Annotated in this window: 25 protein-coding genes; 15 read left to right on the forward strand and 10 right to left on the reverse strand. The window is 60.9% G+C overall.

Annotation, left to right across the window (positions count from 1 at the left end; all coding sequences use genetic code 11):
* The first annotated feature begins 66 nt into the window (after positions 1-66).
* The 3 genes from rpe (at position 67) to trpE (ending at position 3,115) form a co-directional block, all read left to right on the forward strand.
* Positions 67-741: a ribulose-phosphate 3-epimerase gene (rpe, locus tag BM382_RS19885; protein WP_011063809.1), complete on the forward strand. Its 675-nt coding sequence runs from the start codon at positions 67-69 to the stop codon at positions 739-741.
* Positions 738-1,556 carry a phosphoglycolate phosphatase gene (locus BM382_RS19890; protein WP_011063808.1) on the forward strand — a complete coding sequence of 273 codons (819 nt, stop codon included), beginning with the start codon at positions 738-740 and terminating at the stop codon, positions 1,554-1,556. Before rpe ends, BM382_RS19890 begins: the two co-directional genes overlap by 4 nt.
* Before the next feature lie 71 nt (positions 1,557-1,627).
* Entirely contained in the window at positions 1,628-3,115 is a 1,488-nt protein-coding gene (gene trpE / locus BM382_RS19895) for an anthranilate synthase component I (protein WP_072443678.1), read from the forward strand.
* Between the two features lie 152 nt (positions 3,116-3,267).
* On the opposite strand, the gene BM382_RS19900 is transcribed toward trpE, so the two are convergent.
* Complete coding sequence (locus BM382_RS19900; protein ID WP_015637243.1) at positions 3,268-3,708, reverse strand: Rrf2 family transcriptional regulator; 441 nt, start codon at positions 3,706-3,708, stop codon at positions 3,268-3,270.
* A gap of 238 nt (positions 3,709-3,946) precedes the next feature.
* Between BM382_RS19900 and BM382_RS19905 the strand changes: the two genes are divergently transcribed.
* The 8 genes from BM382_RS19905 (at position 3,947) to BM382_RS19940 (ending at position 13,163) form a co-directional block, all read left to right on the forward strand.
* Positions 3,947-5,548 carry an ABC transporter substrate-binding protein gene (locus tag BM382_RS19905; protein WP_011063805.1) on the forward strand — a complete coding sequence of 534 codons (1,602 nt, stop codon included), beginning with the start codon at positions 3,947-3,949 and terminating at the stop codon, positions 5,546-5,548.
* 52 nt (positions 5,549-5,600) lie between these two features.
* A complete protein-coding gene (locus BM382_RS19910) occupies positions 5,601-6,560 on the forward strand; it encodes an ABC transporter permease (protein ID WP_072443680.1) in 960 nt (319 codons plus the stop codon).
* 3 nt (positions 6,561-6,563) lie between these two features.
* The gene (locus BM382_RS19915; protein WP_072443682.1) at positions 6,564-7,391 is read left to right on the forward strand and encodes an ABC transporter permease; all 828 of its coding nucleotides are present in this window, start codon (positions 6,564-6,566) and stop codon (positions 7,389-7,391) included.
* Positions 7,392-7,393: 2 nt separating this feature from the next.
* Positions 7,394-9,025, forward strand: coding sequence for an ABC transporter ATP-binding protein (locus BM382_RS19920; protein ID WP_072443684.1), 1,632 nt, complete (start codon positions 7,394-7,396; stop codon positions 9,023-9,025).
* A gap of 883 nt (positions 9,026-9,908) precedes the next feature.
* Positions 9,909-10,502, forward strand: coding sequence for an aminodeoxychorismate/anthranilate synthase component II (locus tag BM382_RS19925; RefSeq protein WP_011063801.1), 594 nt, complete (start codon positions 9,909-9,911; stop codon positions 10,500-10,502).
* A gap of 9 nt (positions 10,503-10,511) precedes the next feature.
* Positions 10,512-11,561: an anthranilate phosphoribosyltransferase gene (trpD, locus tag BM382_RS19930; protein WP_011063800.1), complete on the forward strand. Its 1,050-nt coding sequence runs from the start codon at positions 10,512-10,514 to the stop codon at positions 11,559-11,561.
* Entirely contained in the window at positions 11,558-12,394 is an 837-nt protein-coding gene (trpC, locus tag BM382_RS19935; protein ID WP_011063799.1) for an indole-3-glycerol phosphate synthase TrpC, read from the forward strand. The genes trpD and trpC overlap by 4 nt, the downstream gene beginning before the upstream one ends.
* Before the next feature lie 67 nt (positions 12,395-12,461).
* The gene (locus BM382_RS19940; protein ID WP_015637240.1) at positions 12,462-13,163 is read left to right on the forward strand and encodes a lipoate--protein ligase family protein; all 702 of its coding nucleotides are present in this window, start codon (positions 12,462-12,464) and stop codon (positions 13,161-13,163) included.
* Here the strand turns inward: BM382_RS19940 and crp are convergent.
* Positions 13,160-13,804, reverse strand: a complete 645-nt coding sequence (gene crp, locus BM382_RS19945; protein ID WP_011063797.1) for a cAMP-activated global transcriptional regulator CRP — start codon at positions 13,802-13,804, stop codon at positions 13,160-13,162. The genes BM382_RS19940 and crp overlap by 4 nt on opposite strands.
* Before the next feature lie 236 nt (positions 13,805-14,040).
* On the opposite strand from crp, the gene BM382_RS19950 reads away from it, so the two are divergent.
* Complete coding sequence (locus BM382_RS19950; RefSeq protein ID WP_009045862.1) at positions 14,041-14,463, forward strand: OsmC family protein; 423 nt, start codon at positions 14,041-14,043, stop codon at positions 14,461-14,463.
* Between the two features lie 72 nt (positions 14,464-14,535).
* Here the strand turns inward: BM382_RS19950 and coq7 are convergent, their stop codons facing one another.
* The 6 genes from coq7 to hemJ form a co-directional block, all read right to left on the reverse strand.
* Complete coding sequence (coq7, locus tag BM382_RS19955) at positions 14,536-15,183, reverse strand: 2-polyprenyl-3-methyl-6-methoxy-1,4-benzoquinone monooxygenase (RefSeq protein ID WP_011063796.1); 648 nt, start codon at positions 15,181-15,183, stop codon at positions 14,536-14,538.
* Positions 15,184-15,310: 127 nt separating this feature from the next.
* Entirely contained in the window at positions 15,311-15,649 is a 339-nt protein-coding gene (locus BM382_RS19960) for a histidine triad nucleotide-binding protein (RefSeq protein WP_011063795.1), read from the reverse strand.
* A 70-nt stretch (positions 15,650-15,719) separates the two neighbouring features.
* The gene (locus BM382_RS19965) at positions 15,720-16,508 is read right to left on the reverse strand and encodes an SDR family NAD(P)-dependent oxidoreductase (protein WP_019092760.1); all 789 of its coding nucleotides are present in this window, start codon (positions 16,506-16,508) and stop codon (positions 15,720-15,722) included.
* 62 nt (positions 16,509-16,570) lie between these two features.
* Positions 16,571-17,491 (reverse strand): DUF805 domain-containing protein, encoded by a 921-nt coding sequence (locus BM382_RS19970; protein ID WP_019092761.1) that lies wholly within the window; start codon positions 17,489-17,491, stop codon positions 16,571-16,573.
* Between the two features lie 96 nt (positions 17,492-17,587).
* A complete protein-coding gene (locus BM382_RS19975) occupies positions 17,588-18,556 on the reverse strand; it encodes an NAD(P)H-dependent flavin oxidoreductase (RefSeq protein WP_019092762.1) in 969 nt (322 codons plus the stop codon).
* Between the two features lie 32 nt (positions 18,557-18,588).
* Positions 18,589-19,020: a protoporphyrinogen oxidase HemJ gene (hemJ, locus tag BM382_RS19980; protein ID WP_011063791.1), complete on the reverse strand. Its 432-nt coding sequence runs from the start codon at positions 19,018-19,020 to the stop codon at positions 18,589-18,591.
* A 135-nt stretch (positions 19,021-19,155) separates the two neighbouring features.
* Between hemJ and argC the strand changes: the two genes are divergently transcribed.
* Both argC and erpA read left to right on the forward strand, forming a co-directional pair.
* Positions 19,156-20,190: an N-acetyl-gamma-glutamyl-phosphate reductase gene (gene argC / locus BM382_RS19985; RefSeq protein ID WP_072443688.1), complete on the forward strand. Its 1,035-nt coding sequence runs from the start codon at positions 19,156-19,158 to the stop codon at positions 20,188-20,190.
* 168 nt (positions 20,191-20,358) lie between these two features.
* The gene (erpA, locus tag BM382_RS19990; RefSeq protein WP_011063789.1) at positions 20,359-20,709 is read left to right on the forward strand and encodes an iron-sulfur cluster insertion protein ErpA; all 351 of its coding nucleotides are present in this window, start codon (positions 20,359-20,361) and stop codon (positions 20,707-20,709) included.
* Between the two features lie 70 nt (positions 20,710-20,779).
* Here erpA and BM382_RS19995 read toward each other — a convergent pair whose 3' ends face one another.
* Both BM382_RS19995 and BM382_RS20000 read right to left on the reverse strand, forming a co-directional pair.
* Positions 20,780-21,871 carry an anhydro-N-acetylmuramic acid kinase gene (locus BM382_RS19995; RefSeq protein WP_072443690.1) on the reverse strand — a complete coding sequence of 364 codons (1,092 nt, stop codon included), beginning with the start codon at positions 21,869-21,871 and terminating at the stop codon, positions 20,780-20,782.
* A gap of 3 nt (positions 21,872-21,874) precedes the next feature.
* Positions 21,875-23,296, reverse strand: coding sequence for a peptidoglycan DD-metalloendopeptidase family protein (locus tag BM382_RS20000; RefSeq protein ID WP_011063787.1), 1,422 nt, complete (start codon positions 23,294-23,296; stop codon positions 21,875-21,877).
* Positions 23,297-23,505: 209 nt separating this feature from the next.
* Here BM382_RS20000 and tyrS point away from each other — a divergent pair, with 209 nt between their 5' ends.
* On the forward strand, positions 23,506-24,705 hold the full coding sequence (gene tyrS, locus BM382_RS20005; RefSeq protein WP_053154182.1) for a tyrosine--tRNA ligase: 1,200 nt from the start codon (positions 23,506-23,508) through the stop codon (positions 24,703-24,705).
* Positions 24,706-25,071: the final 366 nt, after the last annotated feature.

The raw sequence follows: 25,071 nt of genomic DNA on the forward strand, positions 1-25,071 counted from the left end.
GTGTGCGCTCCAAAGCATGAGGTATACAATGCGCGCCATCGTGATTCTGCTCAAAAAAGGTGCGTCATGCAGCCCTTCGCTATTGCTCCGTCGATTCTCTCCGCCGACTTCGCCCGTCTGGGCGAGGAAGTGGACAATGTCCTCGCCGCCGGCGCCGACATCGTGCATTTCGATGTCATGGACAACCACTATGTGCCGAACCTGACCATCGGCCCGATGGTCTGCGCTGCGCTGCGCAAGTACGGGATCACCGCGCCGATCGATGCACACCTGATGGTCACTCCGGTGGACCGCATCATCGGTGACTTCATCGAAGCGGGCGCCACCTACATCACCTTCCACCCGGAAGCCACGCTGCATGTGGACCGTTCCCTGCAGATGATCCGCGAAGGCGGTTGCAAGGCCGGCCTGGTGTTCAACCCGGCAACTCCGCTGGACGTGCTCAAGTACGTGATGGACAAGGTCGACATGGTGCTGCTGATGAGTGTCAACCCGGGCTTTGGCGGGCAGAAGTTCATTCCGGGCACCCTCGACAAGCTGCGTGAGGCTCGTGCCTTGATCGATGCCTCCGGGCGGGATATCCGCCTGGAAATCGACGGTGGGGTGAACGTGGGCAACATCCGCGAAATCGCTGCCGCAGGCGCCGATACCTTTGTGGCAGGCTCGGCGATCTTCAATGCGCCGAACTATCAGGAAGTCATCGAGAAAATGCGTGCCGAACTGGCGTTGGCGCGACCATGAGCGCCTTTGAGCAGCTGTTCCAGGGGCGCCTGCCACGGCTGGTGATGTTCGACCTGGATGGCACCCTGGTCGATTCGGTACCGGACCTTGCGGCCGCCGTGGATCAGATGCTGCTCAAGCTGGGGCGCAAGCCTGCCGGTGTCGAGGCGGTGCGTGAGTGGGTTGGCAACGGTGCGCCCATGCTGGTGCGCCGGGCCCTGGCCAACAGCCTGGAGGCCCAGGGTGTCGACGATGTCGAGGCCGAGTATGCGCTGGAGCTGTTCAATACCGCCTACGAGGACAGCCACGAGTTGACCGTGGTCTATCCCGGTGCGCGCGAGACTCTCAAGTGGCTGCACAAGCAGGGCGTGGAAATGGCCCTGATTACCAACAAGCCCGAGCGTTTCGTGGCCCCCTTGCTGGACCAGATGAAAATCGGTCGGTATTTCCGCTGGATCATCGGCGGCGATACCCTGCCGCAGAAGAAACCCGACCCGGCGGCGCTGTTCTTTGTGATGAAGATGGCCAGCGTGCCGGCCTCGCAATCACTGTTTGTCGGCGATTCGCGCAGTGACGTGCTGGCAGCCAAGGCGGCGGGGGTCAAGTGCGTCGCCCTGAGCTACGGCTACAACCACGGCCGGCCGATTGCCGAGGAGTCGCCGGCGCTGGTGATCGACAACCTGCGGGCGCTGATCCCCGGTTGCTTAGAACCTGCCGCTGAGATAACGTTGCCCGACGCTGTTCCATCCCATTCTGGAAACTCCATCGTGGTGGTCACTCGCAAACTCTGGATGAAAGTCATCAAGGCCCTGGCCCGCTGGCGTTGGCGCGCCTGATTTTTGTCTGGCCGGCCCCGCCGGCACGTTTGCATACCTGACTGTTAGACCCTCAAGCCACGAGGCACCCCATGATTCGCGAAGAATTCCTGCGTTTGGCCGCAGCCGGTTACAACCGTATCCCGCTGGCCTGCGAAACCCTTGCCGACTTCGACACCCCGCTGTCGATCTACCTGAAACTGGCCGACCAGCCCAACTCCTATCTGCTGGAGTCGGTGCAGGGCGGTGAGAAGTGGGGGCGTTACTCGATCATCGGCCTGCCGTGCCGCACTGTGCTGCGGGTGCACGGCTTCCTGGTCAGCGTGACCCATGATGGCGTGGAGATCGAAAGTCACGAAGTGGCCGACCCGCTGGCCTTCGTCGAGGAATTCAAAGCTCGCTACAACGTCCCGACCATCGCCGGCCTGCCGCGTTTCAACGGTGGCCTGGTGGGCTATTTCGGCTATGACTGCGTGCGTTATGTCGAGCCGCGCCTGGGCCCGTGCCCGAACCCGGATCCGATCGGTGTGCCGGATATCCTGTTGATGGTCTCCGACGCGGTAGTGGTGTTCGACAACCTGGCGGGCAAGGTGCACGCCATCGTGCTGGCCGACCCTGGCCAGGACAACGCCTTCGAAGCCGGCCAGGCACGTTTGCAGGAATTGCTGGCGCAACTGCGCCAGCCGATCACTCCGCGTCCGGGCCTGGATTTCAGCAAGCAGCTGGCCGCCGATCCGCTGTTCCGCTCCAGCTTTACCCAGGCTGACTATGAGCGGGCCGTGGACACCATCAAGGAATACATCCTGGCCGGTGACTGCATGCAGGTGGTGCCGTCCCAGCGCATGTCCATCGATTTTTCGGCGGCGCCCATCGACCTGTACCGGGCGCTGCGCTGCTTCAACCCGACCCCTTACATGTACTTCTTCAACTTCGGTGATTTCCACGTAGTGGGCAGCTCGCCGGAAGTGCTGGTGCGGGTCGAAGACAACCTGATCACTGTGCGGCCGATCGCCGGTACCCGCCCGCGGGGCGCCTCCGAGGAAGCCGACCTGGCCCTGGAGCAGGACCTGCTGTCGGACGCCAAGGAGATCGCCGAGCACCTGATGCTGATCGACCTGGGACGCAACGACACCGGTCGGGTCTCGGAAATCGGTTCGGTGAAACTCACCGAAAAGATGGTCATCGAGCGCTATTCCAACGTGATGCACATCGTTTCCAACGTCACCGGCCAGCTCAAGGCCGGGCTGACGGCCATGGATGCGCTGCGGGCGATCCTGCCGGCGGGCACCCTGTCCGGCGCACCGAAAATCCGTGCGATGGAAATCATCGACGAGCTGGAACCGGTCAAGCGTGGGATCTATGGCGGCGCCGTGGGTTACTTCGCCTGGAACGGCAACATGGACACCGCCATTGCCATTCGCACGGCGGTGATCAAGAACGGCGAGCTGCATGTACAGGCCGGCGGCGGGATTGTCGCCGACTCGGTGCCGACCCTGGAGTGGGAAGAGACACTGAACAAGCGTCGCGCAATGTTCCGTGCCGTGGCACTGGCGGAACAGACCCCTGCATCCAAGGCTTGAGGAGTTGCTGTCGTTGATTGGTTTTATGAGGATCCTGATGTCTATCAGGACCTCATGAAATCCAGTGCTGTGGTGTATATCAATCGAGCGCGGGAGCGATAAGCGCCCAGCTGCTGCGCTGATGAAGGCCCCGAGCATGGCGCCCTAAGGTCTTAGGCCTGCCTGATATTTTCCTGCGGTTTTTCGAAGGCAACGAACAGTTGGTCTGCGGTGATAGTGCCAAGGTCCAGGCGCATGTTGGCTTCAAGCATGGCGAACAGGCGGGTGAATACATCGAATACCTTGCAATGTTCTTCCATGCCTGAGAACGGGTTGTCGATCTTCTCGGCGATCAGCGAGCTTTCCTGTACGGCGTCATAGACCTCACGCAAGGTGATATCGCTGGCTGGGCGTGCGAGGGTCAGGCCGCCGTGGGCGCCGCGCCATGACTTCAGAATATTGGCTTTGACCATCAACGACACGAGACTGCGTACCCGGGTGGGATGAGTCTTGACCCACTTGGCAATGGTCTCGGTACGCAACCTCTGCGGCGCGTTGGCCGCTACGAACGAGAGGATGTATGAGGCGGTGATCAGGCGGGTCGACTGACTCATCTAGTTTGAATTCTCTCTTCAGTGGTAGGGCAGTAGCGACATTCCGATCTGCCCCTTCGAACCGATAGTACTGACAAAACCCCGCCTAGCAAGAGCCTCGCTCGTAAAGAAAAGGGGATTGGCAGCGACCTGTTTTTGAGCTTAATGTATTTGTCACGATGACAATTACAAATATTTTGCATCAGTGCGTGCGAGGTCGGCTGAATCCTTTTCTCTGCGGTTCAACAGAGGCAATGCCATGAGCGATAACAACAACAAAATAACTCAAGCGATGCACGACAGCGGCCTGCCGCGTCGGGATTTTCTCAAATACAGCGCAGCGGCGGTTGCCGTGGCCGGGGCGTTTTCAATGGGCTTGCCGCAACGCGGCTGGGCCGGGGAGGCCACCCCGAAAGCGGGCGGCGTGCTACGCATGGGCCTGGCCGGTGGCAGTACTACCGATTCTCGTGATCCAGGTTCATGGAGCGACACCTTTACCTTTGTCGGTTTCTCGGCGGTGTACAACACCCTGAGCGAAATCGGCGTCGATGGCACGGCGATCCCCGAGCTTGCCGAGCGCTGGGAATCCAGCCCCGATGCACGCATCTGGACCTTCACCTTGCGCCAGGGGGTGACCTTCCATAACGGCAAGACTCTGGATGCCGGCGATGTGGTCGCCTCAATCGGGCATCACCTGGGCGACAAGTCCACCTCGGCGGCCAAGACCGTGCTCGGCGATGTTGCCAAGGTCAGCGCCCAGGGCAATGACACCGTGGTGTTCGAACTGCATTCGGGCAATGCCGACTTCGCCTACGTGGTGGCCGATTATCACCTGGTGATCATGCCCGCCAAGGACGGCGCCGCCGACTGGCAGGCAGGGATCGGCACCGGCGGTTATCGCCTCAAGGGCTTCGAACCCGGCGTGCGCATGGACCTTGAGCGCAGCCCGGATTACTGGAAAGCCGGCCGCGCGCATTTCGCCAGCGCCGAGTTGCTGGCCATCGCCGATGGCGCCGCGCGGGTCAACGCCCTGGTCACCGGCCAGGTCGATGTGATCAACAAGGTCGATCTCAAGACTGTCGCCTTGCTCAAGCGCAACCCCAATCTGGTCATCGAAGAGACCAAGGGCGCCCAGCACTACACCTTCCCGATGCTGACCGACAGCCAGCAGTTCCAGGACAACAACATCCGTCTGGCGCTCAAGCACGCGATCAACCGCGAAACCCTGCTGGCCTCGGTGCTTTATGGCTATGGCCAGATTGGCAACGACCACCCGATCCAGCCCGGTAGTCGCTTCATCAACAGCGCCCTGGAGCAGCGTGGCTATGACCCGGACAAGGCGCGTTTCTACCTGCGCCAGGCCGGGGTCGATTCGCTCAAGGTGCGCCTGCAGGCCTCCGATGCCGCTTACACCGGAGCGGTGGATGCCTCGGTACTGTTCAAGGAGCAGGCACGCCAGGCCGGTATCGACATCGACGTGGTGCGCGAACCTGCCGACGGCTTTTTTTCCAATGTGTGGATGAAGCAGCCCTTCACCACCTCGTTCTGGTACAGCAGCCTGACCGCCGACCGCATGTTCAGCATCGGCTACGCCAAGGGCGCGGCATGGAACGAGACGCACTGGGACAACGCCCGTTTCAACCAGCTGCTCAACGCCGCTCGCGGCGAGATGAACGCGCCGCTGCGCCAGGAGATGTACAACGAAATGCAGGCCCTGTGCCGTGACGAGGGCGGGGCGATCGTGCCGCTGTTCGCAAGCTCCGTGGCCGCACGCTCCAAGCGCGTGGCCCACGGCGGGCTGACCGCGCCCTACGGCGAGCTCGATGGCCTGCGCTTGATCGAGCGCTGGTGGCAGGCGTAAGCCCGACACTTTTTGCACCTTTCTTCGTTGATCCTGTTCGAGGAGCTGTACGGTGAATAGCCTTTGCAAACTGTTGCTCCAGCGCCTGGCCCTGGGCCTGTTGTCGCTGTTGGCGGTGTCGGTGATCATCTTCCTGGCCGTCGGCATGCTCCCGGGCGATGTCGCCCAGGCCATGCTCGGCCAGGCGGCAACTCCCGAGACCGTCGCTGCCTTCCGTGCCCAACTGGGCCTGGACCTGCCGCCGCTGACCCGCTTCGGCCACTGGGCCTGGCAACTGCTGCACGGTGACCTGGGCCTGTCGCTGGCCAACCAGCGGCCGATTGCCGAGCTGATCGGCACGCGCCTGGGCAACACCTTTACCCTGGCCTTGCTGGCGGCGCTGGTGTCGGTGCCGGTAGCCTTGCTGCTGGGCATGCTCGCGGCGCTGTACCGCAACAGTTGGTTCGACCGCCTGCTCAACACCAGCGCCCTGAGCGCGGTGTCGTTCCCGGAGTTTTTCGTCGCCTATATCCTGATCCTGGTGTTCGCGGTCAAGCTCAACTGGTTGCCGAGTATCTCCAACCTGGCTCCGGGGGCATCGTTCGCCGAGGTGCTGGAGCGCTCGCTACTGCCGGTGCTGACCCTGAGCCTGGTGGTGGTCGCGCAAATGATGCGCATGACCCGCGCGGCCTTGATCAACGTGCTGGCCAGCCCCTATATCGAGATGGCCCGGCTCAAGGGCGTCAGTCAGGCGCGGATCATCTTCCACCACGCCTTGCCCAATGCCCTGGCACCGATCATCAATGTGGTGGCACTGAACCTGGCCTACCTGGTGGTCGGCGTGGTGGTGGTCGAGGTGGTGTTCGTCTATCCGGGGCTCGGCCAGTTACTGGTCGACTCGGTGTCCAAGCGCGATATCCCGGTGGTGCAGGCCTGCAGCCTGATCTTCGCCGCCACCTACATCCTGCTCAATACCACGGCCGACGTGCTGTCGATTGCCAGCAACCCACGCCTGATGAATCCGAAGGGGTAAGCCATGAGCCTGATCAAAGCGTTGTTGCGGGCGCCCATGAGCGCCCAGTTCGGCCTGCTGGTGATTGTTGCCTACATCCTGGTGGCGCTGTTCGCGCCGGTGCTGGCGCCGTATGGCGAGACTGAAGTGGTCGGCGAAGGTTTTGCGCCTTGGGGGGGGCAGTTCCTGCTGGGTACCGATAACCTGGGCCGCGACATGTTCAGCCGCCTGGTGTATGGCGCGCGTAACACTCTGGGGATTGCCTTCCTGATCACGCTACTGGCCTTTGCCGTCGGCGGTTTCTGCGGGCTGGTAGCGGCGATCAGGGGCGGCTGGATCGACCAGGGCCTGTCGCGGCTGGTGGATATCCTCATGGCCATCCCGCAGCTGATCTTTGCCTTGCTGATCCTCAGCGTGGTCGGCACCAACGCTACCTCGCTGGTGCTGGTGATCGCGCTGCTCGATGCCACCCGGGTGTTTCGCCTGTCACGGGCGGTGGCGATGACCGTGGTGGTCCAGGACTTCGTCGAGGCCGCCCGGCTGCGTGGGGAAGGGCTGTGGTGGCTGGTCCGCCGCGAGGTGCTGCCCAATGCCGCCGCGCCGCTGGTTGCCGAGTTCGGCCTGCGTTTTTGCTTTGTGTTTCTGTTCATCAGTGCGTTGTCGTTCCTGGGCCTGGGCATCCAGCCGCCGACCGCCGACTGGGGCAGCATGGTCCGCGACAATGCCGTGCTGATCACCTTCGGCGATATCAGCCCGCTGCTGCCGGCCCTGGCAGTGGCGCTGATCACCGTCAGCGTCAACTTTGTCGTGGACTGGGTGCTGCATCTTTCCAGCGGCCTGAAGGAGTGCTGAGCATGACCGTTTATCCAAGTGAAAAACCGCTACTGGAAATCCACGACCTGCGTATTGAAGGTCATTATCAGGACGCTTGGCACCCGCTGATCAAAGGCATCGACTTGAGCTTGCAGCGGGGCGAAGTACTGGGCCTGATTGGTGAATCGGGGGCGGGCAAGTCGACTCTGGGCCTGGCCTCCATGGGTTATGTGCGCGACGGTTGCCGTATCACGGGTGGCTCGGTGCGCTTCGATGGCCAGGAACTGGTGGGCGCCAAGCCCGAAGCCCTGCGCAAGCTGCGCGGCCTGCGTATCGCCTATGTCGCGCAAAGCGCGGCGGCCTCGTTCAACCCCGCGCACCGGCTGATCGACCAGCATGTCGAAACCGCGGTAAGGAACGCTGGTATTGACCGTGCCAAGGCACAAGCCGAAGCAGTGGAGCTCTACCGCATACTGCGTCTGCCCAACCCCGAGCAGATCGGCCAGCGCTACCCGCACCAGGTCTCCGGCGGTCAGTTGCAACGGGTGATGACCGCCATGGCCATGGCCTGCCACCCGGACCTGATCATCTTCGACGAACCGACCACGGCGCTGGATGTCACCACCCAGATCGAAGTGCTGGTGGCGATTCGCGATGCGGTGAAAACCTACGGGAGCGCCGCCTTGTATATCAGCCACGACCTGGCAGTGGTGGCGCAAATGGCCGACCGCATCATGGTTCTGCGTCACGGCAAGCTGGTGGAGGAGGCCGACACCCGGACCATGCTCGACGCCCCACAGCAGGATTACACCAGATCGCTGTGGGCAGTACGTAGCTTGCGCACCGAACCCAAGCCGTGCCCACCGCAGGCAACACCGCTGCTGGAGGTACGCAAGGCCAGCGCCAGCTACGGCCATCAGCCGGTGCTGCATGATGTCTCGCTCAAGCTCTATCGTGGCCAGACCCTGGCGGTGATCGGCGAGTCGGGCAGCGGCAAGAGCTCTACGGCACGCTTGATCACCGGGTTGTTGCCGCCGACCAGCGGCCAGGTGTTGTATGACGGAAAAGCGCTGCCAGCTGATTATCGCCAGCGCAGCAAGGAGCAATTGCGCCGATTGCAGATGATTTACCAGATCCCCGACACCGCGCTCAACCCGCGCCAGCGCATCGTCGACATCATCGGCCGGCCGCTGAGTTTCTACCTCGGCCTCAAGGGCCAGGCGCTGCGCCGGCGGGTCGCCGAGCTATTGGAGATGATCGAGCTGGACCCGGCGTTGTACATGGATCGCCAGCCCCGCGAACTGTCTGGCGGGCAGAAGCAGCGGATCTGTATCGCCCGGGCTTTGGCGGCCGAGCCGCAACTGATCATCTGCGACGAAGTCACCTCGGCCCTCGACCAACTGGTGGCCGAAGGCGTTCTGAAGTTGCTCAACCGCATCCAGCAGCAACTGGGCGTGGCCTACTTGTTCATCACCCACGACGTCGCCACCGTGCGCGCCATTGCCGACGAGGTACTGGTGATGCAGCGTGGGAAGGTGGTCGATCACGGCTGCCGGGAGGAGATCTTTACCCCGCCGTACCGCGACTACACCGGCTTGTTGTTCTCCAGTGAGCCAGAAATGGATCCGGACTGGCTCGATCATTTGCTGGAGAAAAGGGCGCTGGTTTCCTGACTTGGCCATGGCAAGAAAAGCGCCCCTTTGATCAAGTGGCCGTGCTTCTGGGGCCAGAAGAGGCGGAACGCCCCTTGAGCCGCACGGCTAAGAAGGCGCAAACAGGCTGCCACCACCTTAAAGAGCGCCGTTTCGGTGATGGACTTGTGGCGTTTAAAGGGCCTCCAAGCCATCTGCCGAGGCGGGCTGCGTAACGCGGTGCGCATGTCGTGCCCCCGCCTTTGCAGTGCGCGGCGTGCACGGGACCGGCCATGCATTGCGCTCCAACGGAGTGGGGCAGGTATCAACCAGCGGAGTGAGTGCCCAAGACCCAGCGGCAAATTGCAATCGACGCAGCCCCTTGATGAACGGTACAATCGCGCCTCGAAGCTCGGCTGCGGAACGCCGTCGAGTGCTCAATTACGGTTAGGTCCTATGCTTTGCATTGCAACGATTCGTTTTAGTCAGTGGTGGCGCTTCCAATAGGAAGCGGCACGTCGTTGCGGTTTTTTAACCGAACCCTGCCGCCGTAATCGGCAAGCAGGGATCAAGGATCTAATAGCTCTCCGGCACGGCGGCTCCAAACCCCAGGAGAACGCTGCATGCCAATCAGTCTCCCCACGCAGTACACCTTCGCCCGGCGGCAATGCCATCGGGTGCATCGTCATGCCCAACGTTCTGCCGGCTTGCGCTGGCGATGGCCGACGATGGCGTGGCGAGCTGAGCGACATTGCATAGATAAGGCGGTTCAATTCCATCACCTTGTCTGCCCTGCCGACAGCTTGCAGCATTCGGGTGCGCAAGCTCGCCCGGCACGCTCCACTGCGCTTGTGTATATCAATGTGCATATCGACACCCTGAGTTGCATGCACACCTACTTTAAAATCAATAAGTTGGAGCATGTATGCTGCTGATGATTGATAACTACGACTCCTTCACCTACAACGTCGTCCAGTACCTGGGCGAGTTGGGAGCTGAGGTGAAGGTAGTGCGCAATGACGAACTGACCGTGGCTCAGATCGAGGCGCTCAAGCCCGAGCGCATCGTGGTCTCGCCCGGGCCTTGCACGCCGACCGAAGCCGGTATTTCCATCGAGGCGATCAAGCATTTCGCCGGCAAGCTGCCGATTCTCGGCGTATGCCTGGGGCATCAGTCCATCGGCCAGGCCTTTGGCGGCCAGGTGGTGCGTGCCCGGCAAGTGATGCACGGCAAGACCAGCCCGGTGTTCCACCGTGACCTGGGGGTGTTCAACGGCCTGAACATGCCGCTGACCGTAACCCGTTACCACTCGCTGGTGGTCAAGCACGAGAGCTTGCCCGAGTGCCTCGAAGTCACGGCCTGGACCCAGCTGGAAGACGGCTCCGTCGATGAGATCATGGGGTTGCGCCATAAGACGCTGAATATCGAGGGGGTGCAATTTCACCCCGAGTCTATTCTCACCGAGCAGGGCCACGAGCTGTTCGCCAACTTTCTCAAACAGAGCGGCGGCACGCGCTAAGGACTTTTCATGGATATCAAGACTGCCTTGAGCCGTATCGTCGGCCACCTGGACCTGAGCACCGAAGAAATGCGTTCGGTAATGCGTGAAATCATGACCGGCCAATGCACCGATGCGCAGATTGGCGCCTTCATGATGGCCATGCGCATGAAAAGCGAAAGCATCGACGAGATCGTCGGTGCGGTATCGGCAATGCGCGAGCTGGCGGACCGGGTCGAGCTGAAAACCCTGGATGGCGTGGTGGATGTAGTGGGCACCGGCGGCGACGGGGCGAACATCTTCAACGTGTCCACGGCTTCCTCCTTTGTGGTCGCAGCGGCCGGTTGCACTGTGGCCAAGCACGGCAACCGCGCGGTGTCCGGCAAGAGCGGCAGCGCCGACCTGCTGGAAGCGGCCGGGATCTATTTGAACCTGACCCCGGTCCAGGTGGCGCGCTGCATCGATAACGTCGGCATCGGCTTCATGTTTGCCCAGTCCCATCACGGGGCGATGAAATATGCCGCCGGCCCGCGTCGCGACCTTGGCCTGCGCACCCTGTTCAACATGCTCGGCCCGCTTACGAATCCGGCTGGAGTGAAGCATCAGGTGGTAGGCGTGTTCACTCAGGCGTTGTGCCGGCCCTTGGCCGAAGTCTTGCAACGCCTGGGCAGCAAGCACGTTCTGGTGGTGCATTCCCAGGATGGTCTGGACGAGTTCAGCCTGGCTGCGCCCACCTATGTGGCCGAACTGAAGAATGACCAGATCACCGAGTACTGGGTACAGCCCGAGGATCTGGGCATGAAGAGCCAGAGTCTGTTCGGCCTGGTGGTGGAAAGCCCGGCGGCGTCCCTGGAGCTGATCCGCGATGCCCTGGGGCGCCGCAAGACAGAGCATGGCCAGAAGGCCGCCGAAATGATTGTGCTCAATGCGGGTGCGGCGCTGTATGCCGCCGATCATGCCAGTAGCCTGAAAGAGGGCGTGGCCCTGGCTCACGACGCCTTGCACACCGGCCTGGCCCGGGAGAAGCTCGAAGAGCTGGGTGCCTTTACCGCGGTGTTCAAGCAGGAGAATGAAGGATGAGTGTGCCGACAGTTCTGGAAAAAATCCTCGCCCGTAAAGCCGAGGAGGTTGCCGAGCGCAGCGCCCGCGTCAGCCTGGCCGAGCTGGAAACCCTGGCGCGTGCTGCCGATGCACCACGGGGTTTCGCCCGGGCCTTGCAGGATCAGGTCAAGCTCAAGCAGCCGGCAGTGATAGCCGAGATCAAGAAGGCTTCGCCGAGCAAAGGCGTGATCCGTGAGAACTTCGTTCCGGCGGACATTGCCAAGAGCTACGAGAAAGGCGGTGCCACTTGTCTGTCGGTGCTGACCGATGTCGATTACTTCCAGGGTGCCGATGCGTACCTGCAGCAGGCCCGCGCCGCCTGCAAGCTGCCGGTGATCCGCAAGGATTTCATGATCGACCCGTACCAGATCGTCGAAGCCCGTGCCCTGGGCGCCGACTGCGTATTGCTGATTGTCGCTGCGCTGGATGACGCGCGGATGGCGGAGCTGGCGGCGGTGGCCAAGGGCGTTGGCCTGGATGTGCTGGTGGAAGTGCATGACGGTGATGAGCTGGAGCGGGCGTTGAAGACCCTCGACACTCCGCTGGTTGGGGTCAACAACCGCAACCTGCACACCTTCGAAGTCAATCTGGAGACCACCCTCGACCTGCTGCCACGCATTCCCCGCGAGCGCCTGGTGATTACCGAGAGCGGCATCCTCAACCGTGCCGATGTCGAGCTGATGGAAATCAGCGATGTCTATTCGTTCCTGGTGGGTGAGGCGTTCATGCGTGCCGAAAGCCCGGGCAGCGAATTGCAGCGTCTGTTCTTCCCTGAGCGCGGCGTGCCGGTCAGCGGCTCGACCCTGGACTGAACCCGTGACAATGAACAAGCCGGCGATGCCGGCTTTTTCATGCCTATCGCCAAGGATTTCTACTGCCATGACTCAACCCCTTGCCTTGACTGTCGAAGCCGGCCTGCAGGCCGAGCAAGATCTGCTGGCCCTGGTGTGTACCGGTGAACAAGAGTTCGGCCTGCTGTTCTGGCAGCCCAGTGACCGGGCGCTGGTGATGCCTCGGCGCTTGAGCCGCCTGCCTGGATTTGAACGGGCCTGCGAGGAGTCGGCCGCCAACGGCTGGCCGGTGCTGTTGCGCGAAACCGGCGGCGAGCCGGTGCCGCAGTCGGCGGCCACGGTGAACATCGCACTGGTCTACGCCCCGCCGCGCAGCGAAGGGGATCAGGGCCGGATCGAAACCGCGTACCGGCGCCTGTGTCAGCCGATCTGCGACCTGCTCAGCGAGCTGGGGGGCAACCCGTCATTGGGCGAAGTGGAAGGGGCGTTCTGCGATGGTCGCTTCAACGTCAACCTGGACGGGCGCAAGATGGTTGGCACCGCCCAGCGCTGGCGTCAGAGCAAGGGTGGCCAGCGGCCAGTGGGCCTGGTGCATGGTGCCTTGCTGCTGGATAACGAACGCGATTCGATGGTGAACGCGGTCAATACTTTCAATCAGGCCTGTGGCCTGGAACAGCGCTGCCGGGCCGAAAGTCATATCGCCCTGCACGAGGCCTTTGCGGCGCCCGATGCGCTAGTGCGGTTGGAGAGCCTGTACCGACAGATGCTCAAGGGCTTCCTGGGGGATTAGCGGGTGCCGAATACCACCATGGTCTTGCCCTTGACGTGAACCAGGTTGCGTTCTTCCAGATCCTTGAGGACGCGACCGACCATTTCCCGTGAACAACCGACGATCCGGCCGATTTCCTGGCGTGTGATCTTGATCTGCATGCCATCCGGGTGGGTCATGGCGTCCGGTTGCTTGCACAGCTCCAGCAGGCAGCGGGCCACCCGCCCGGTCACGTCGAAGAACGCCAGGTCGCCGACCTTGCGCGTGGTGTTGCGCAGGCGCTGGGCGATCTGCCCGCTGAGCACATAGAGGATGTCCGGGTCGTTCTGCGACAGTTCGCGGAACTTGGCGTAGCTGATCTCGGCAACCTCGCACTCTACCTTGGCGCGCACCCAGGCGCTGCGCTGCTGCTCATGGCCGGCCTCTTCGAAGAGCCCCAGTTCGCCGAAGAAGTCTCCGGCATTGAGGTAGGCGATGATCATCTCCCGACCGTCATCGTCTTCGATGAGGATGGTCACCGAGCCCTTGATGATGAAGTACAGGCTGTCGGACACATCACCGGCGCAGATGATGTTGCTCTTGGCCTGATACCGGCGGCGTTGACAGTGCATGAGCAACTTGTCGAGATTTTTGATCTTGGGGGTGGGGGCAATAGCAACCATGGTTGTATCCCGAAAAGACTGCACGGTATGAGGTGTTTTTTTTATGGGGCGTAAAACGAAGGTGTTGAACGCTGGCGATGCGCCAGTCATTTGGCGTCAGCTTAACAGACACGTCCTTGGCTCAATTAAGATTTTTCTTATCGAAAACCGGTATTGAGGGACAAACGGTCAAAGCGCTGTGGCTGGAAAACCCTGTGCTAAGCTGGCGACCCTTTTTTAACAGTGGAGTCTTGGCGATGAAGGCACGCATCCAATGGGCTGGCGAAGCCATGTTCCTCGGCGAATCGGGCAGTGGCCACGTAGTGGTGATGGATGGCCCGCCGGAAGCCGGTGGCCGCAACCTGGGTGTTCGCCCTATGGAAATGCTCCTGCTCGGCGTGGGCGGTTGCAGCAACTTCGATGTGGTCAGCATTCTCAAGAAGTCGCGCCAGGCGGTTGAAAGCTGCGAGGCGTTCCTGGATGCCGAGCGTGCCACCGAAGACCCCAAGGTCTTCACCAAGATCCACATGCATTTCGTGGTCAAGGGCCGGGGCCTCAAAGAGGCCCAGGTCAAGCGGGCCATCGAGCTGTCTGCCGAGAAATACTGCTCGGCGTCGATCATGCTCGGCGCGGCCGGTGTGGCCATCACTCACGATTACGAAATCGTCGAGCTGGGCTGAACCCGCGCGGATTCTGGCGGTAAAAGAAAAGGGCGCTTCGATAGCGCCCTTTTTGATGCCTGTGGTTTGGAATCAGATCCGGTAGGTGCTCTTGGTCATGACCTTGGCCAGCAGGCTCATGCCGAATTTCACCGGCGCCGGGAAGCGGAACCCGCCGGCTTCGAGCGCGGTTTCAGCGTGATGTTCTTCGTCGATGCGCATCTGTTCGAGAATCGCTCGGGACTTTTCGTCTTCGGCCGGCAGTTGCTCCAGATGCTCGTTCAGGTGCTTGCACACCTGGTCTTCAGTGGCGGCAACGAACCCCAGGCTGACCTTGTCGCTGATCAGGCCTGCCGCGGCGCCGATGCCGAAGGACAAACCGTAGAACAGCGGGTTGAGCACGCTCGGGTGGCTACCCAACTGGCGGATGCGCTGTTCGCACCAGGCCAGGTGGTCGATTTCTTCTTCGGCGGCATGTTCCATGGCCTGGCGTACCTGAGGCAGCTTGGCGGTCAGGGCCTGGCCCTGGTACAGCGCCTGGGCGCAGACTTCCCCGGTGTGGTTGATGCGCATCAGGCCGGCCACGTGCCGGGTGTCCTCGTCACTCATCTGCGCTTCCGGCTGCACGATGGCCGGCGACGGGCGATAAGGTTGGCCGCTGAAAGGCAGCAGCGTGCGCATCGCCATATCGGCTTGCAACAGCAGGCGGTCGATCGGCGAGTAGTGACGTTGGGTAGTCATGCTTATCTCCGGGAGAAATCTCGGCGGCCAGTTTACTCCAATCAAAGGAGCGAAAACTGCGCTGGATCAGCGCACCCTCGTCCTCGATGGTCCGAGAGGGCGCTGCGCAAGGGGTGGGTGGGGGCAATCAGCCCGGCGGCCAGTTCATCTGGCGCTGACCCAGCACGTGCATGTGAATGTGATACACGGTCTGCCCACCCAGCTCGTTGCAGTTCATGACCACCCGGAAGCCGTCTTCGCAGCCTTGCTCCTTGGCCAGGCGCTGGGCGGTGAACAGAATGTGTCCGGCCAGGGTCTTGTCGTCCTCGGTGAGGTCGTTGAGGGTACGGATGGGTTTCTTCGGGATCACCAGGAAATGCACCGGCGCTTGCGGGGCAATATCGTGGAAGGCCAGAACCTGGTCGTCCTCGTAGATGATCTTCGCGGGTATTTCTCTGTTGATGATCTTGGTGAACAGAGTATCCACAGCTGTTTCTCCATTGGGTTGGTCCGGGCCGAGTGTACTCAGGTGCACAAGGTGCGCCCAGCCCCGACTCTTAACGTGGGCAGTAGGCCCGATTGACGTAACCGACGATCTTGCGGGTCAGCCAGCGTGAACTCAGGCGGGCGCTGAAGGCCATCCAGCGGTTCAGGCGGCCGGGAATGATGATGGCGCGGTTCTTTTCCAGGGCGCGCACTGCATACAGCGCGACCTCCTCGGGGCTCATGAGCAGCTTGCTGTCCTTGAGTTTGGTGGTGTCCATTTGTGCGGTGCGGAAAAATGCGGTGCGGGTCGGCCCCGGGCAGAGTACCGAGACCTTCACCGCGCACTTCTTCAATTCTTCGCGCAACCCTTCGGAGAAATGCAGGACATAGGCCTTGCTGGCGTAGTAGCTGCTCATCCAGGGGCCGGGATAGAAGGCTGCCACCGAGGCGACATTGAGGATCTGCCCGCCGCCCAGCAGCGCCATGCTGTTGCCCAAGGCATGACACAGGCGGGTGAGGGCGAGGATGTTGACCTCGATCAGGTCCTGCTCGGTCATCCAGTCCTGGGCCAGGAACGGGCCGCTGGTGCCGATGCCGGCGCAATTGACCAGCAGGTCGATCTGCCGGTCACCCTCCTCCAGCTCCAGCAGGAAACCGGACAGGCGCAGTGGTTCGCCCAGGTCGCAGGCGCGGAACAGCACTTCGACGCCGAAGCGCTGGGTCAATTCCAGGGCGATGCATTCCAGCTGATCACGCTGACGGGCCACGAGAATCAAGTTACGGCCGCGCCGGGCCAGTGCTTCGGCCAGGGCCAGGCCTATGCCGCTGGAAGCACCAGTGATCAGAGCGTAACGGGTCATGCATTTCTCCATCGCAACGGCCGGCGGCCTGCGACGGGGGAGGGTCGCAGGCCCGGGCGCGTTTATTCTTGCTCGGACTCGGATTCTACAGGGGCGGCGATATCGGCGGGTTCGGCATCTTCATCGGCGTTGCTGGAGTCGATGCTTTCGCTGTAGCTGGTTTCGCTGTAGCGATCTTCCAGGGAGCTCAGGCCGCCGGCCACCATGCCCACGATCAGTGCGACGATCAGGACGACCCACATCCAGGACAGCACCTTGACGGCGGTGGTGTTGGGCGGTGGTGGGGCGCCGTAGCGGTTGGCCACGTTGCTGCCCGGGCTGACCATCAGCACCAGAGGGAAGATGCTGCCGACGATGGGCACGAAGTTCAGCAGCCACAGCCAGCCCGACCAGCCGAGATCGTGCAGGCGCTGCACGCTGATCTGAATGCTGACCACGAGGAAACCGATGAAGACCACGATGCCGCCGACAATTCCCAGGCCGGTGAGCAGGGTGGAATTGAACACCGCCGCGGACAGGATACCGAAGAAGGCGCCTACCCCGACCACGGCCAGCATGGCCACCGTCAGGACCAGAGTCCAGGCCAGGTAGCGCAGGCGACCGATACGGCCTTCGAAGCTGAATACGTTGAGTGCGGCGTATTGTGGGATTGCATCGCCTACTGCGGCTTGCGGGGGCGCATAGGGCGACTCGCTGAGGCTGCTGGCCCTGGGTGTGGGGGTTACTGCGTCTAGATCCAGCTTCAGGGCCTGCTCGGATTCGATGCGGGCATCGATCCCGGCGTTCTTCAATGCTTCCAGATAGCGCTGGGCGTCGGCCTGCGTCAGGTCGCGCTTGAGCTCCACCTGCTGGCCGCTGAACAGGCGTTCTACGGCGGCGGCATCGCTTTTGAACAGTTCGGCGAGGTTCAGTTGGGCAGTGGCTTTTTCCACGCCGGGCAGCAATGTGCCGTCGAAAACGATCTTGTAGCGGGTTTCGCTCATGGGGGCATCCCTGTCACTTGAAAAGAAGGTTTACATAAAAGACCGACAGTTTAAGGCCAGCGCCCCTCGGCTGGCCAAAAAACTAATGAGAACGGGTTAACGTGGCCAGCGTTTGCTCAGTTGGCTGGCGCGTTGCTGGGCCGCCTGATATTCGCTGTCCAGGCGCGCGATCAATTGGTCGACGCTGGGCAGGTCGTCGATTTCACAGACCCCCTGGCCTGCGGACCAGACGGTTTTCCAGGCTTTTGCCTCATCACTGATGGGTTTGAGCTTGGAGCCGAAGTTGATCTCACCTTTGCCTTGCAGGGCGGCCAGGTCGAAACCTGCGTTCTCCAGGCTTTGGCGCATGAAGCTGGCAGGTACTCCGGAAACCGCGGCGGTATGCACGATGTCGGCGGCTCGAGAGCTGAGTAGCATCTCTTTATAGGCATCCGGTGCGTGGCTTTCGGTGGTACCGATAAAGCGGGTGCCCAAGTAGGCGAGGTCGGCGCCAAGCAGCTGTGCGGCAAGAATCTCGTGGCCCCGGTTCAGGCAGCCGGCCAGTAGCAGGGTCTTGTCGAAGAACTGGCGGATCTCGGCGACCAGAGAGAAGGGGCTCCAGGTGCCTGCATGGCCACCCGCTCCGGCAGCGACGGCGATCAGCCCATCGACACCCGCCTCGGCGGCTTTCTCTGCGTGCCGGCGGGTGGTCACGTCATGAAATACCAGGCCGCCGTAGCTGTGCACGGCGTCCACTACTTCCTTGACCGCGCCGAGGCTGGTGATGACGATCGGTACCTTGTGCTCGATGCAGATCTGCAAGTCGGCCTGCAGCCGTGGGTTGCTGTTGTGCACGATCAGGTTCACGGCGTAGGGAGCAGGGTTCTCCAGCTTGGCCAGGCCCGCTTCGATCTCCTCCAGCCAGGCCTTGAAACCGCTGCTTTCGCGCTGATTGAGGGCGGGAAAGCTACCCACCACACCATTGCGACAGCAGGCCAGGACCAGTTCCGGGTTGGAGATCAGAAACATCGGCGCGGCCACCAGGGGCAGGCGCAGACGTTGTTCGAGCAAAGCGGGCAGTGACATTGGAGTACCCCCAGGGAAGCGACTAGTTAGAGTTAGAACGGCCGTACAACGACCAAAATTACAATAGCCAGCAATATCAGAACCGGTACTTCATTGAACCAGCGATAAAAGACATGGCTGCGGGTGTTTTCGCCACGGGCGAAGCGCTTCACTTGCGCGCCGCACATGTGGTGATAGCCGATGAGGATGACCACCAAGGTCAGTTTGGCGTGCATCCAGCCGCCCTGGCCGAAATACGCGCTGGGGTTGAGGCTGATCAGCCAGATGCCAAAGATCAGTGCCGCGATCATCGCAGGCCCCATGATGAAGCGGTACAGCTTGCGTTCCATCAGGCAGAAGCGCTCGCGGCTGATGCTGTCCTCGCTTTGGGCGTGGTAAACGAACAGGCGTGGCAGGTAGAAAAGGCCGGCAAACCAGCAGACCACGCTGACGATATGAAAGGCTTTGAGCCATAGATAGAGCATTTTTAGTTATTCCCAGGTTCACGGTGGCGAAGATAGTAGAGGGTAGAGCGTCCGCACGTCACCTTGACGGTTGTCGCAGGGGCGCGCCGCCCCTATTATCGGCAGCTTTCCAGTGGGTTCGTTGAGGGCAGGTTTATGGTCAAGGTCGGTATCGTCGGCGGCACGGGTTACACCGGTGTCGAACTGCTGCGTCTGTTGGCACAGCATCCGCAAGCGCGAGTGGAAGTCATCACTTCGCGATCCGAGGCTGGCCTGGCCGTTGCCGACATGTACCCGAACCTGCGTGGCCATTACGACGGCCTGGCGTTCAGCGTGCCGGATATCAAGACCCTTGGTGCCTGTGACGTGGTGTTCTTTGCCACCCCCCATGGCGTGGCGCATGCACTGGCTGGCGAACTGCTGGCTGCGGGGACCAAGGTCATCGATCTATCTGCGGACTTCCGCCTGCAGGATGCCGATGAGTGGGCCAAGTGGTACGGTCAGCCTCACGGTGCCCCTCAATTGCTGGAGGAAGCGGTCTACGGCCTGCCGGAAGTCAATCGCGAACAGATCAAGAAAGCCCGTTTGATTGCGGTTCCTGGCTGCTATCCAACCGCAACCCAGCTCGGTTTCCTGCCGCTGCTGGAAGCCGGTCTTGCCGACACTTCCCGGCTGATCGCCGACTGCAAATCCGGTGTCAGCGGTGCTGGCCGTGGCGCCAGCGTCGGGTCGCTGTACTCGGAAACTTCCGAGAGCATGAAGGCCTATGCGGTCAAGGGGCACCGTCATTTGCCGGAAATCCGTCAGGGCCTGCGCCGGGCAGCAGGCAAGGAAGTTGGCCTGACGTTCGTACCGCACCTGACGCCGATGATTCGCGGTATCCACTCCACGCTCTACTCCACGGTGGTGGATAAGTCGGTGGATCTGCAGGCGTTGTTCGAGAAGCGTTATGCCAATGAGCCGTTTGTCGATGTAATGCCGGCCGGCAGCCATCCGGAGACCCGCAGTGTGCGGGGTGCCAACGTGTGCCGGATTGCCGTGCACCGGCCGCAGGATGGTGATCTGGTAGTGGTACTGTCGGTCATCGACAACCTGGTCAAGGGCGCTTCGGGCCAGGCGGTGCAGAACCTCAATATCCTGTTCGGCCTGGATGAGCGTTTGGGGCTGTCCCACGCGGGCATGCTGCCTTAACGTCGTTTTTGCGTGAACAAAAAGGCCCGTCTGACGGGCCTTTCTGCTTTATACGGGTGGCTGTACGACTATTGATATACCGTAACAATAGTTGACCGCTTTTCTGGGAGAAGCGGATAATGCGCGTCATTACGCAGTATGGCGGCTTAACGCCGGGAGATAGTCAGCATGAGCGTTGAATCCTTCACCCCCACGGCTTTGCAATTCACTCAAGGTGCAGCGCACAAGGTGAAGACCCTGGTCGATGAAGAGGGTAATGATCGCTTGAAGCTGCGCGTATTCGTTACGGGCGGCGGTTGTTCGGGGTTTCAGTACGGTTTCACTTTCGATGAGGAAGTGGCCGAGGATGACACCATCGTCGAGCGCGAGGGCGTGAGCCTGGTGGTCGATCCGATGAGCTTCCAGTACCTGGCCGGTGCTGAAGTGGACTACCAGGAAGGCCTGGAAGGTTCGCGGTTCGTGATCAAGAACCCCAATGCCACCACTACCTGTGGTTGCGGGTCGTCGTTCTCGATCTGACCAGCCGGCAGTAGCCATTCGCCGAACGCCGCAGGGGCCTGGGATCCTGCGGCGTTTTGCTGTCTGCTGTTCAAGCCGGGTAGATGGCGCCTAGTACACGCAGGCCACGGGCGCCGGTGACGCTGGGCCGGTTGGCAGCGATGCCTTCCAGGCAGCAGTGGGCCAGCCAGGCAAACGCCATAGCCTCTACCCAGTCGGGATCTACGCCATACGCCGCAGTGCTGCTGACCCGTGTTTGCGGGAGGAGGGCTGCCAGGCGGCCCATGAGCGCTGCGTTATGCGCGCCGCCGCCGCACACCAGCAACTCCTGGGTGTCACTTTGAGCGCTCTGCAGCGACTCGACGATGGTTAGAGCTGTCAGCTCCAGAAGGGTAGCCTGCACGTTTTCGGCGGCAATAGCGCCCCGTGCCCTCAGATGCCGCTGTAGCCAATCAAGATTGAATACCTCGCGCCCGGTGCTCTTCGGGCCTTGGGTGGCGAAGAACGGGTCGCTGAGCAGGGCTTGCAGTAGGGGCGGATCAACCTGGCCGCTGGCAGCCCACTGGCCATTGCGGTCGAAGTTCTCTGCGCGTTGGGCCTGGATCCAGGCATCGAGCAGGACGTTGCCCGGGCCACAGTCGAATCCGGCCACCGGCTTGGCGGTTTCGATCAGGCTCAGGTTGCTGAACCCGCCGACGTTCAGCACGGCGCGGTTTCCCGGGCGCTGGTCGAACAGGGCTTCGTGAAAGGCCGGAACCAGCGGCGCGCCTTGTCCGCCCGCCGCCACGTCGCGGCTGCGGAAGTCGCTGACAACAGTGATCCCGGTCAGCTCAGTGAGCAGGGCCGGGTTGCCGATCTGCACCGTGAACCCGCGGCTTGGCTCATGGCGCACGGTTTGTCCGTGGCTGCCGATAGCGCGAATGTCTTGAGGGTGCAGTTGCTGTTGTTGCAGAAGCTGGTTGATGGCCTGGGCGGCCAGTTCGACCCAGTGCTGTTGGGCGATGGCGGAACGGGCGATCTCGTCGGGGCCACTGGCGCACAAACCCAGGAGTTCGGCGCGCAGGGTGTCGGGCATGGGGATGTAGCGAGTGGCGACCAATCTGAGCGCCGGGCTTTGCTCGATCAGGGCGATGTCCAGGCCATCAAGGCTGGTACCGGACATCACACCTATATAGAGCGCCATGGCTTAGCGCTTGCTCGAGGCCAGCATCGTGGCCTTTTCCTGATCCATCCGGGCCATCAGAGGCTGGCTCTGCTGCAGGAAGCGTGCTCGTTCGGCCTTGGCGATCGGGTCGGCCATGGGCAGCTTCTGGCCCAGCGGATCCACGTGGACACCGTTGACCTGGAACTCATAGTGCAGGTGCGGTCCGGTGGACAGCCCGGTGGTACCGATATAGCCGATGACCTGGCCCTGTTTCACCGAGCCGCCAGTCTTCACACCCTTGGCAAAGCCCTGCATATGGCCGTACAGGGTGCGGTAGGTGTTGCCGTGCTGGATGATCACGGTATTGCCATAACCGCCACGACGGCCAGCTAGCAGCACCTTGCCATCACCGGCAGCCTTGATTGGCGTGCCCCGTGGCGCGGCATAGTCCACGCCCTTGTGGGCACGGATCTTGTTCAGGATCGGGTGCTTGCGGCCCATGGAAAAGCGCGAGCTGATGCGCGCGAAGTCCACCGGTGTACGGATGAAGGCCTTGCGCATGCTGTTGCCATCAGCGGTGTAGTAGCTGCTGGAACCCTGTTTGTTGGTGTAGCGCACTGCGGTGTAGGTCTTGCCACGGTTAGTGAAGCGCGCGGAGAGGATATTGCCTGTACCGACTACCTTGCCGTTGGCGACTTTTTGCTCATAGATCACGTCGAATTCGTCACCCTGGCGAATATCCTGAGCGAAGTCGATGTCGTAGCCGAAAACGTTGGCCATATCCATGGTCAGGCTGTGGGACAGCCCGGCGCGTGCGGCAGACTGCGAAAGCGAGCTGTTGATGACGCCGTGGACATAGGCAGAACGAACCACTGGCTTGGTGATCACGCGGCTGAACGTAAAGCCCTTGGGGCCTTTGGTCAGGGTGATGGTTTCCAGGTCGCTGACCTTGCTGTGCAGGTTGTTCAGTTGGCCATCAGGCGTCAGCTCGAACTCCAGCTTCTGGCCATGCTTGAGCTGGGAGAATTGCTTGGCCTGCTTGTCGCTGGCCAGTACTTCATGGACAGAAGTGGCTGGCAGGCCAACCTTTTCAAAGAGTGTGGAGAGGGTGTCGCCCTTGGTGACCAGAACTTCCCTGTGGCCGGGGGCTTTTGGCTCCTCCACGGCAGCAGGCACAGGTGCGGTTTCTGCGGTTTGCGTGGTGTCTTCGGCGGTGTTTTCGATCTGTGCGAAAGGTGAGGCAACGGCCTCGCTTGTGGCTTGTTCGGTGGATGCGGCGTCTTGATCTTGTGTCAGTTGCTCGATCGGGCTTTCCAGATCAAGGCTCAATGTCGTTTTTTTTGCTTCTACATCACTGGATGGAAATACCAGAAGGGCCAAGCTGAGAAGGGCCGCGATGCCACTTGCGGCGAGCAGGTGGCTCTTCGGATAAAGCGGTGGCGCTTTAGACGGTTCGGTGGTCATAGGTAATTTGACTTTGAAAAGATGAAATGGAAAAGATGAATGACATGATGAAGATGAAATAACTGTATAAAATATAACCAAATCATCTGTGACGCAAGGGCGCGGGCACTCTGCTTTCGGAATGCTCCCGTACGCCGGGCAAAACTTGTAATTAGTCCATGATCTTGTATGGTTGGTTCCCTTTTGAATCTGAGCCTTGCGGGTCTGTTATGAAGTCGGTTGAAGAGCAGCTAGCGCTGATCAAACGTGGTGCGGAAGAGTTGTTGGTCGAGTCCGAGTTGATCGAGAAGCTCAAGCGCGGCGAACCGCTGCGCATTAAGGCTGGCTTTGATCCGACGGCGCCGGATCTGCATCTCGGGCATACCGTACTTATTAATAAGCTGCGTCAGTTCCAGGACTTGGGTCACCAGGTAATCTTCCTGATTGGCGACTTCACCGGCATGATCGGTGACCCCAGTGGCAAAAGTGCCACGCGCCCACCCTTGACTCGCGAGCAGGTCCTGGAAAACGCAGAGACCTATAAAAGCCAGGTCTTCAAGATTCTTGATCCTGCCAAGACTGAGGTGGCTTTCAACTCCACCTGGATGGACAAGATGGGACCGGCGGACTTCATTCGTCTAACTTCCCAGTACACCGTTGCACGGATGCTCGAGCGCGACGACTTCGACAAGCGCTATTCGACCAATCAGCCGATTGCCATTCATGAGTTCCTGTATCCGTTGGTGCAAGGCTATGACTCGGTGGCATTGCGCGCCGATGTCGAGCTGGGCGGTACCGACCAGAAGTTCAACCTGCTGATGGGGCGTGAGCTGCAGCGCGGTTACGGTCAGGAGGCTCAGTGCATTCTGACCATGCCATTGCTCGAAGGGTTGGATGGCGTCAAGAAGATGTCCAAGTCTCTGGGTAACTATGTCGGTATCCAGGAGGCGCCTGGCGTGATGTACGGCAAGCTGGTGTCCATTCCTGATGCGTTGATGTGGCGTTACTTCGAGTTGCTCAGCTTCCGCTCTATGGATGAGATCAATGCATTCAAGGCGGATGTAGATGCTGGCGCTAACCCGCGTGATATCAAAATCAAGCTGGCCGAAGAGATTGTTGCGCGTTTCCATGGTGAAGAGGCTGCTGCAAATGCTCACCGTGCCGCAGGTAACCGCATGAAAGATGGCGAGTTGCCTGATGATCTGCCGGAAATCGAGCTGGTTGCTGCCGAGGATATGCCGATTGCGGCTGTCCTTAATAAGGCAGGGCTGGTGAAGAACGCCGCAGTGGCTCGGGATCTTCTAGGTTCGGGTGGTGTGCGGGTGGATGGTGAGGTTGTCGATCGCACCTATATATATGCAGTAGGTTCAACCCATGTGTGCCAAGCCGGCAAGAAGGCATTTGCACGTATTACGCTTAAATCCGAATAAAACTGAAAATAGGTGTTGACGGCGAATTATATCTCTCTATAATTCGCCCCACTTCCGGCGCAGTCGAAACGGAAAACTCCTTGAGATTCAATGAGTTACGCAGTTTTCGACAGCGGTTACGCTTCAGTTCATCGAAGCCAGAAGCAGTTGGTAAGGCAGTCAGTTTTCGCCTTATTAACGATTCGATCCTCTCGGTCGAAAGCGGTTGAAAAGAGGTGTTGACAGCAGCGTGTAACGCTGTAGAATTCGCCTCCCGCTAACGAGAGATCGGAAGCGCAAGTGGTTGAAGTTAAAAAGGAAACTTTGAAAACTTCTTAAAAAAATCACTTGACAGCAAATGAGGCTGCTGTAGAATGCGCGCCTCGG

This window comes from Pseudomonas sp. NFPP25, assembly GCF_900116505.1.
Lineage (GTDB): Bacteria > Pseudomonadota > Gammaproteobacteria > Pseudomonadales > Pseudomonadaceae > Aquipseudomonas > Aquipseudomonas protegens.

What these genes read in the sequence shown, in the direction of transcription:
- rpe (WP_011063809.1), top strand. Translation starts at nt 67, where the DNA reads ATGCAGCCCTTCGCTATTGCTCCGTCGATTCTCTCCGCCGACTTCGCC.
- BM382_RS19890 (WP_011063808.1), top strand. Translation starts at nt 738, where the DNA reads ATGAGCGCCTTTGAGCAGCTGTTCCAGGGGCGCCTGCCACGGCTGGTG.
- trpE (WP_072443678.1), top strand. Translation starts at nt 1,628, where the DNA reads ATGATTCGCGAAGAATTCCTGCGTTTGGCCGCAGCCGGTTACAACCGT.
- BM382_RS19900 (WP_015637243.1), bottom strand. Translation starts at nt 3,708, where the DNA reads ATGAGTCAGTCGACCCGCCTGATCACCGCCTCATACATCCTCTCGTTC.
- BM382_RS19905 (WP_011063805.1), top strand. Translation starts at nt 3,947, where the DNA reads ATGAGCGATAACAACAACAAAATAACTCAAGCGATGCACGACAGCGGC.
- BM382_RS19915 (WP_072443682.1), top strand. Translation starts at nt 6,564, where the DNA reads ATGAGCCTGATCAAAGCGTTGTTGCGGGCGCCCATGAGCGCCCAGTTC.
- BM382_RS19920 (WP_072443684.1), top strand. Translation starts at nt 7,394, where the DNA reads ATGACCGTTTATCCAAGTGAAAAACCGCTACTGGAAATCCACGACCTG.
- BM382_RS19925 (WP_011063801.1), top strand. Translation starts at nt 9,909, where the DNA reads ATGCTGCTGATGATTGATAACTACGACTCCTTCACCTACAACGTCGTC.
- trpD (WP_011063800.1), top strand. Translation starts at nt 10,512, where the DNA reads ATGGATATCAAGACTGCCTTGAGCCGTATCGTCGGCCACCTGGACCTG.
- trpC (WP_011063799.1), top strand. Translation starts at nt 11,558, where the DNA reads ATGAGTGTGCCGACAGTTCTGGAAAAAATCCTCGCCCGTAAAGCCGAG.
- BM382_RS19940 (WP_015637240.1), top strand. Translation starts at nt 12,462, where the DNA reads ATGACTCAACCCCTTGCCTTGACTGTCGAAGCCGGCCTGCAGGCCGAG.
- crp (WP_011063797.1), bottom strand. Translation starts at nt 13,804, where the DNA reads ATGGTTGCTATTGCCCCCACCCCCAAGATCAAAAATCTCGACAAGTTG.
- BM382_RS19950 (WP_009045862.1), top strand. Translation starts at nt 14,041, where the DNA reads ATGAAGGCACGCATCCAATGGGCTGGCGAAGCCATGTTCCTCGGCGAA.
- coq7 (WP_011063796.1), bottom strand. Translation starts at nt 15,183, where the DNA reads ATGACTACCCAACGTCACTACTCGCCGATCGACCGCCTGCTGTTGCAA.
- BM382_RS19965 (WP_019092760.1), bottom strand. Translation starts at nt 16,508, where the DNA reads ATGACCCGTTACGCTCTGATCACTGGTGCTTCCAGCGGCATAGGCCTG.
- BM382_RS19970 (WP_019092761.1), bottom strand. Translation starts at nt 17,491, where the DNA reads ATGAGCGAAACCCGCTACAAGATCGTTTTCGACGGCACATTGCTGCCC.
- BM382_RS19975 (WP_019092762.1), bottom strand. Translation starts at nt 18,556, where the DNA reads ATGTCACTGCCCGCTTTGCTCGAACAACGTCTGCGCCTGCCCCTGGTG.
- hemJ (WP_011063791.1), bottom strand. Translation starts at nt 19,020, where the DNA reads ATGCTCTATCTATGGCTCAAAGCCTTTCATATCGTCAGCGTGGTCTGC.
- argC (WP_072443688.1), top strand. Translation starts at nt 19,156, where the DNA reads ATGGTCAAGGTCGGTATCGTCGGCGGCACGGGTTACACCGGTGTCGAA.
- erpA (WP_011063789.1), top strand. Translation starts at nt 20,359, where the DNA reads ATGAGCGTTGAATCCTTCACCCCCACGGCTTTGCAATTCACTCAAGGT.
- BM382_RS19995 (WP_072443690.1), bottom strand. Translation starts at nt 21,871, where the DNA reads ATGGCGCTCTATATAGGTGTGATGTCCGGTACCAGCCTTGATGGCCTG.
- BM382_RS20000 (WP_011063787.1), bottom strand. Translation starts at nt 23,296, where the DNA reads ATGACCACCGAACCGTCTAAAGCGCCACCGCTTTATCCGAAGAGCCAC.
- tyrS (WP_053154182.1), top strand. Translation starts at nt 23,506, where the DNA reads ATGAAGTCGGTTGAAGAGCAGCTAGCGCTGATCAAACGTGGTGCGGAA.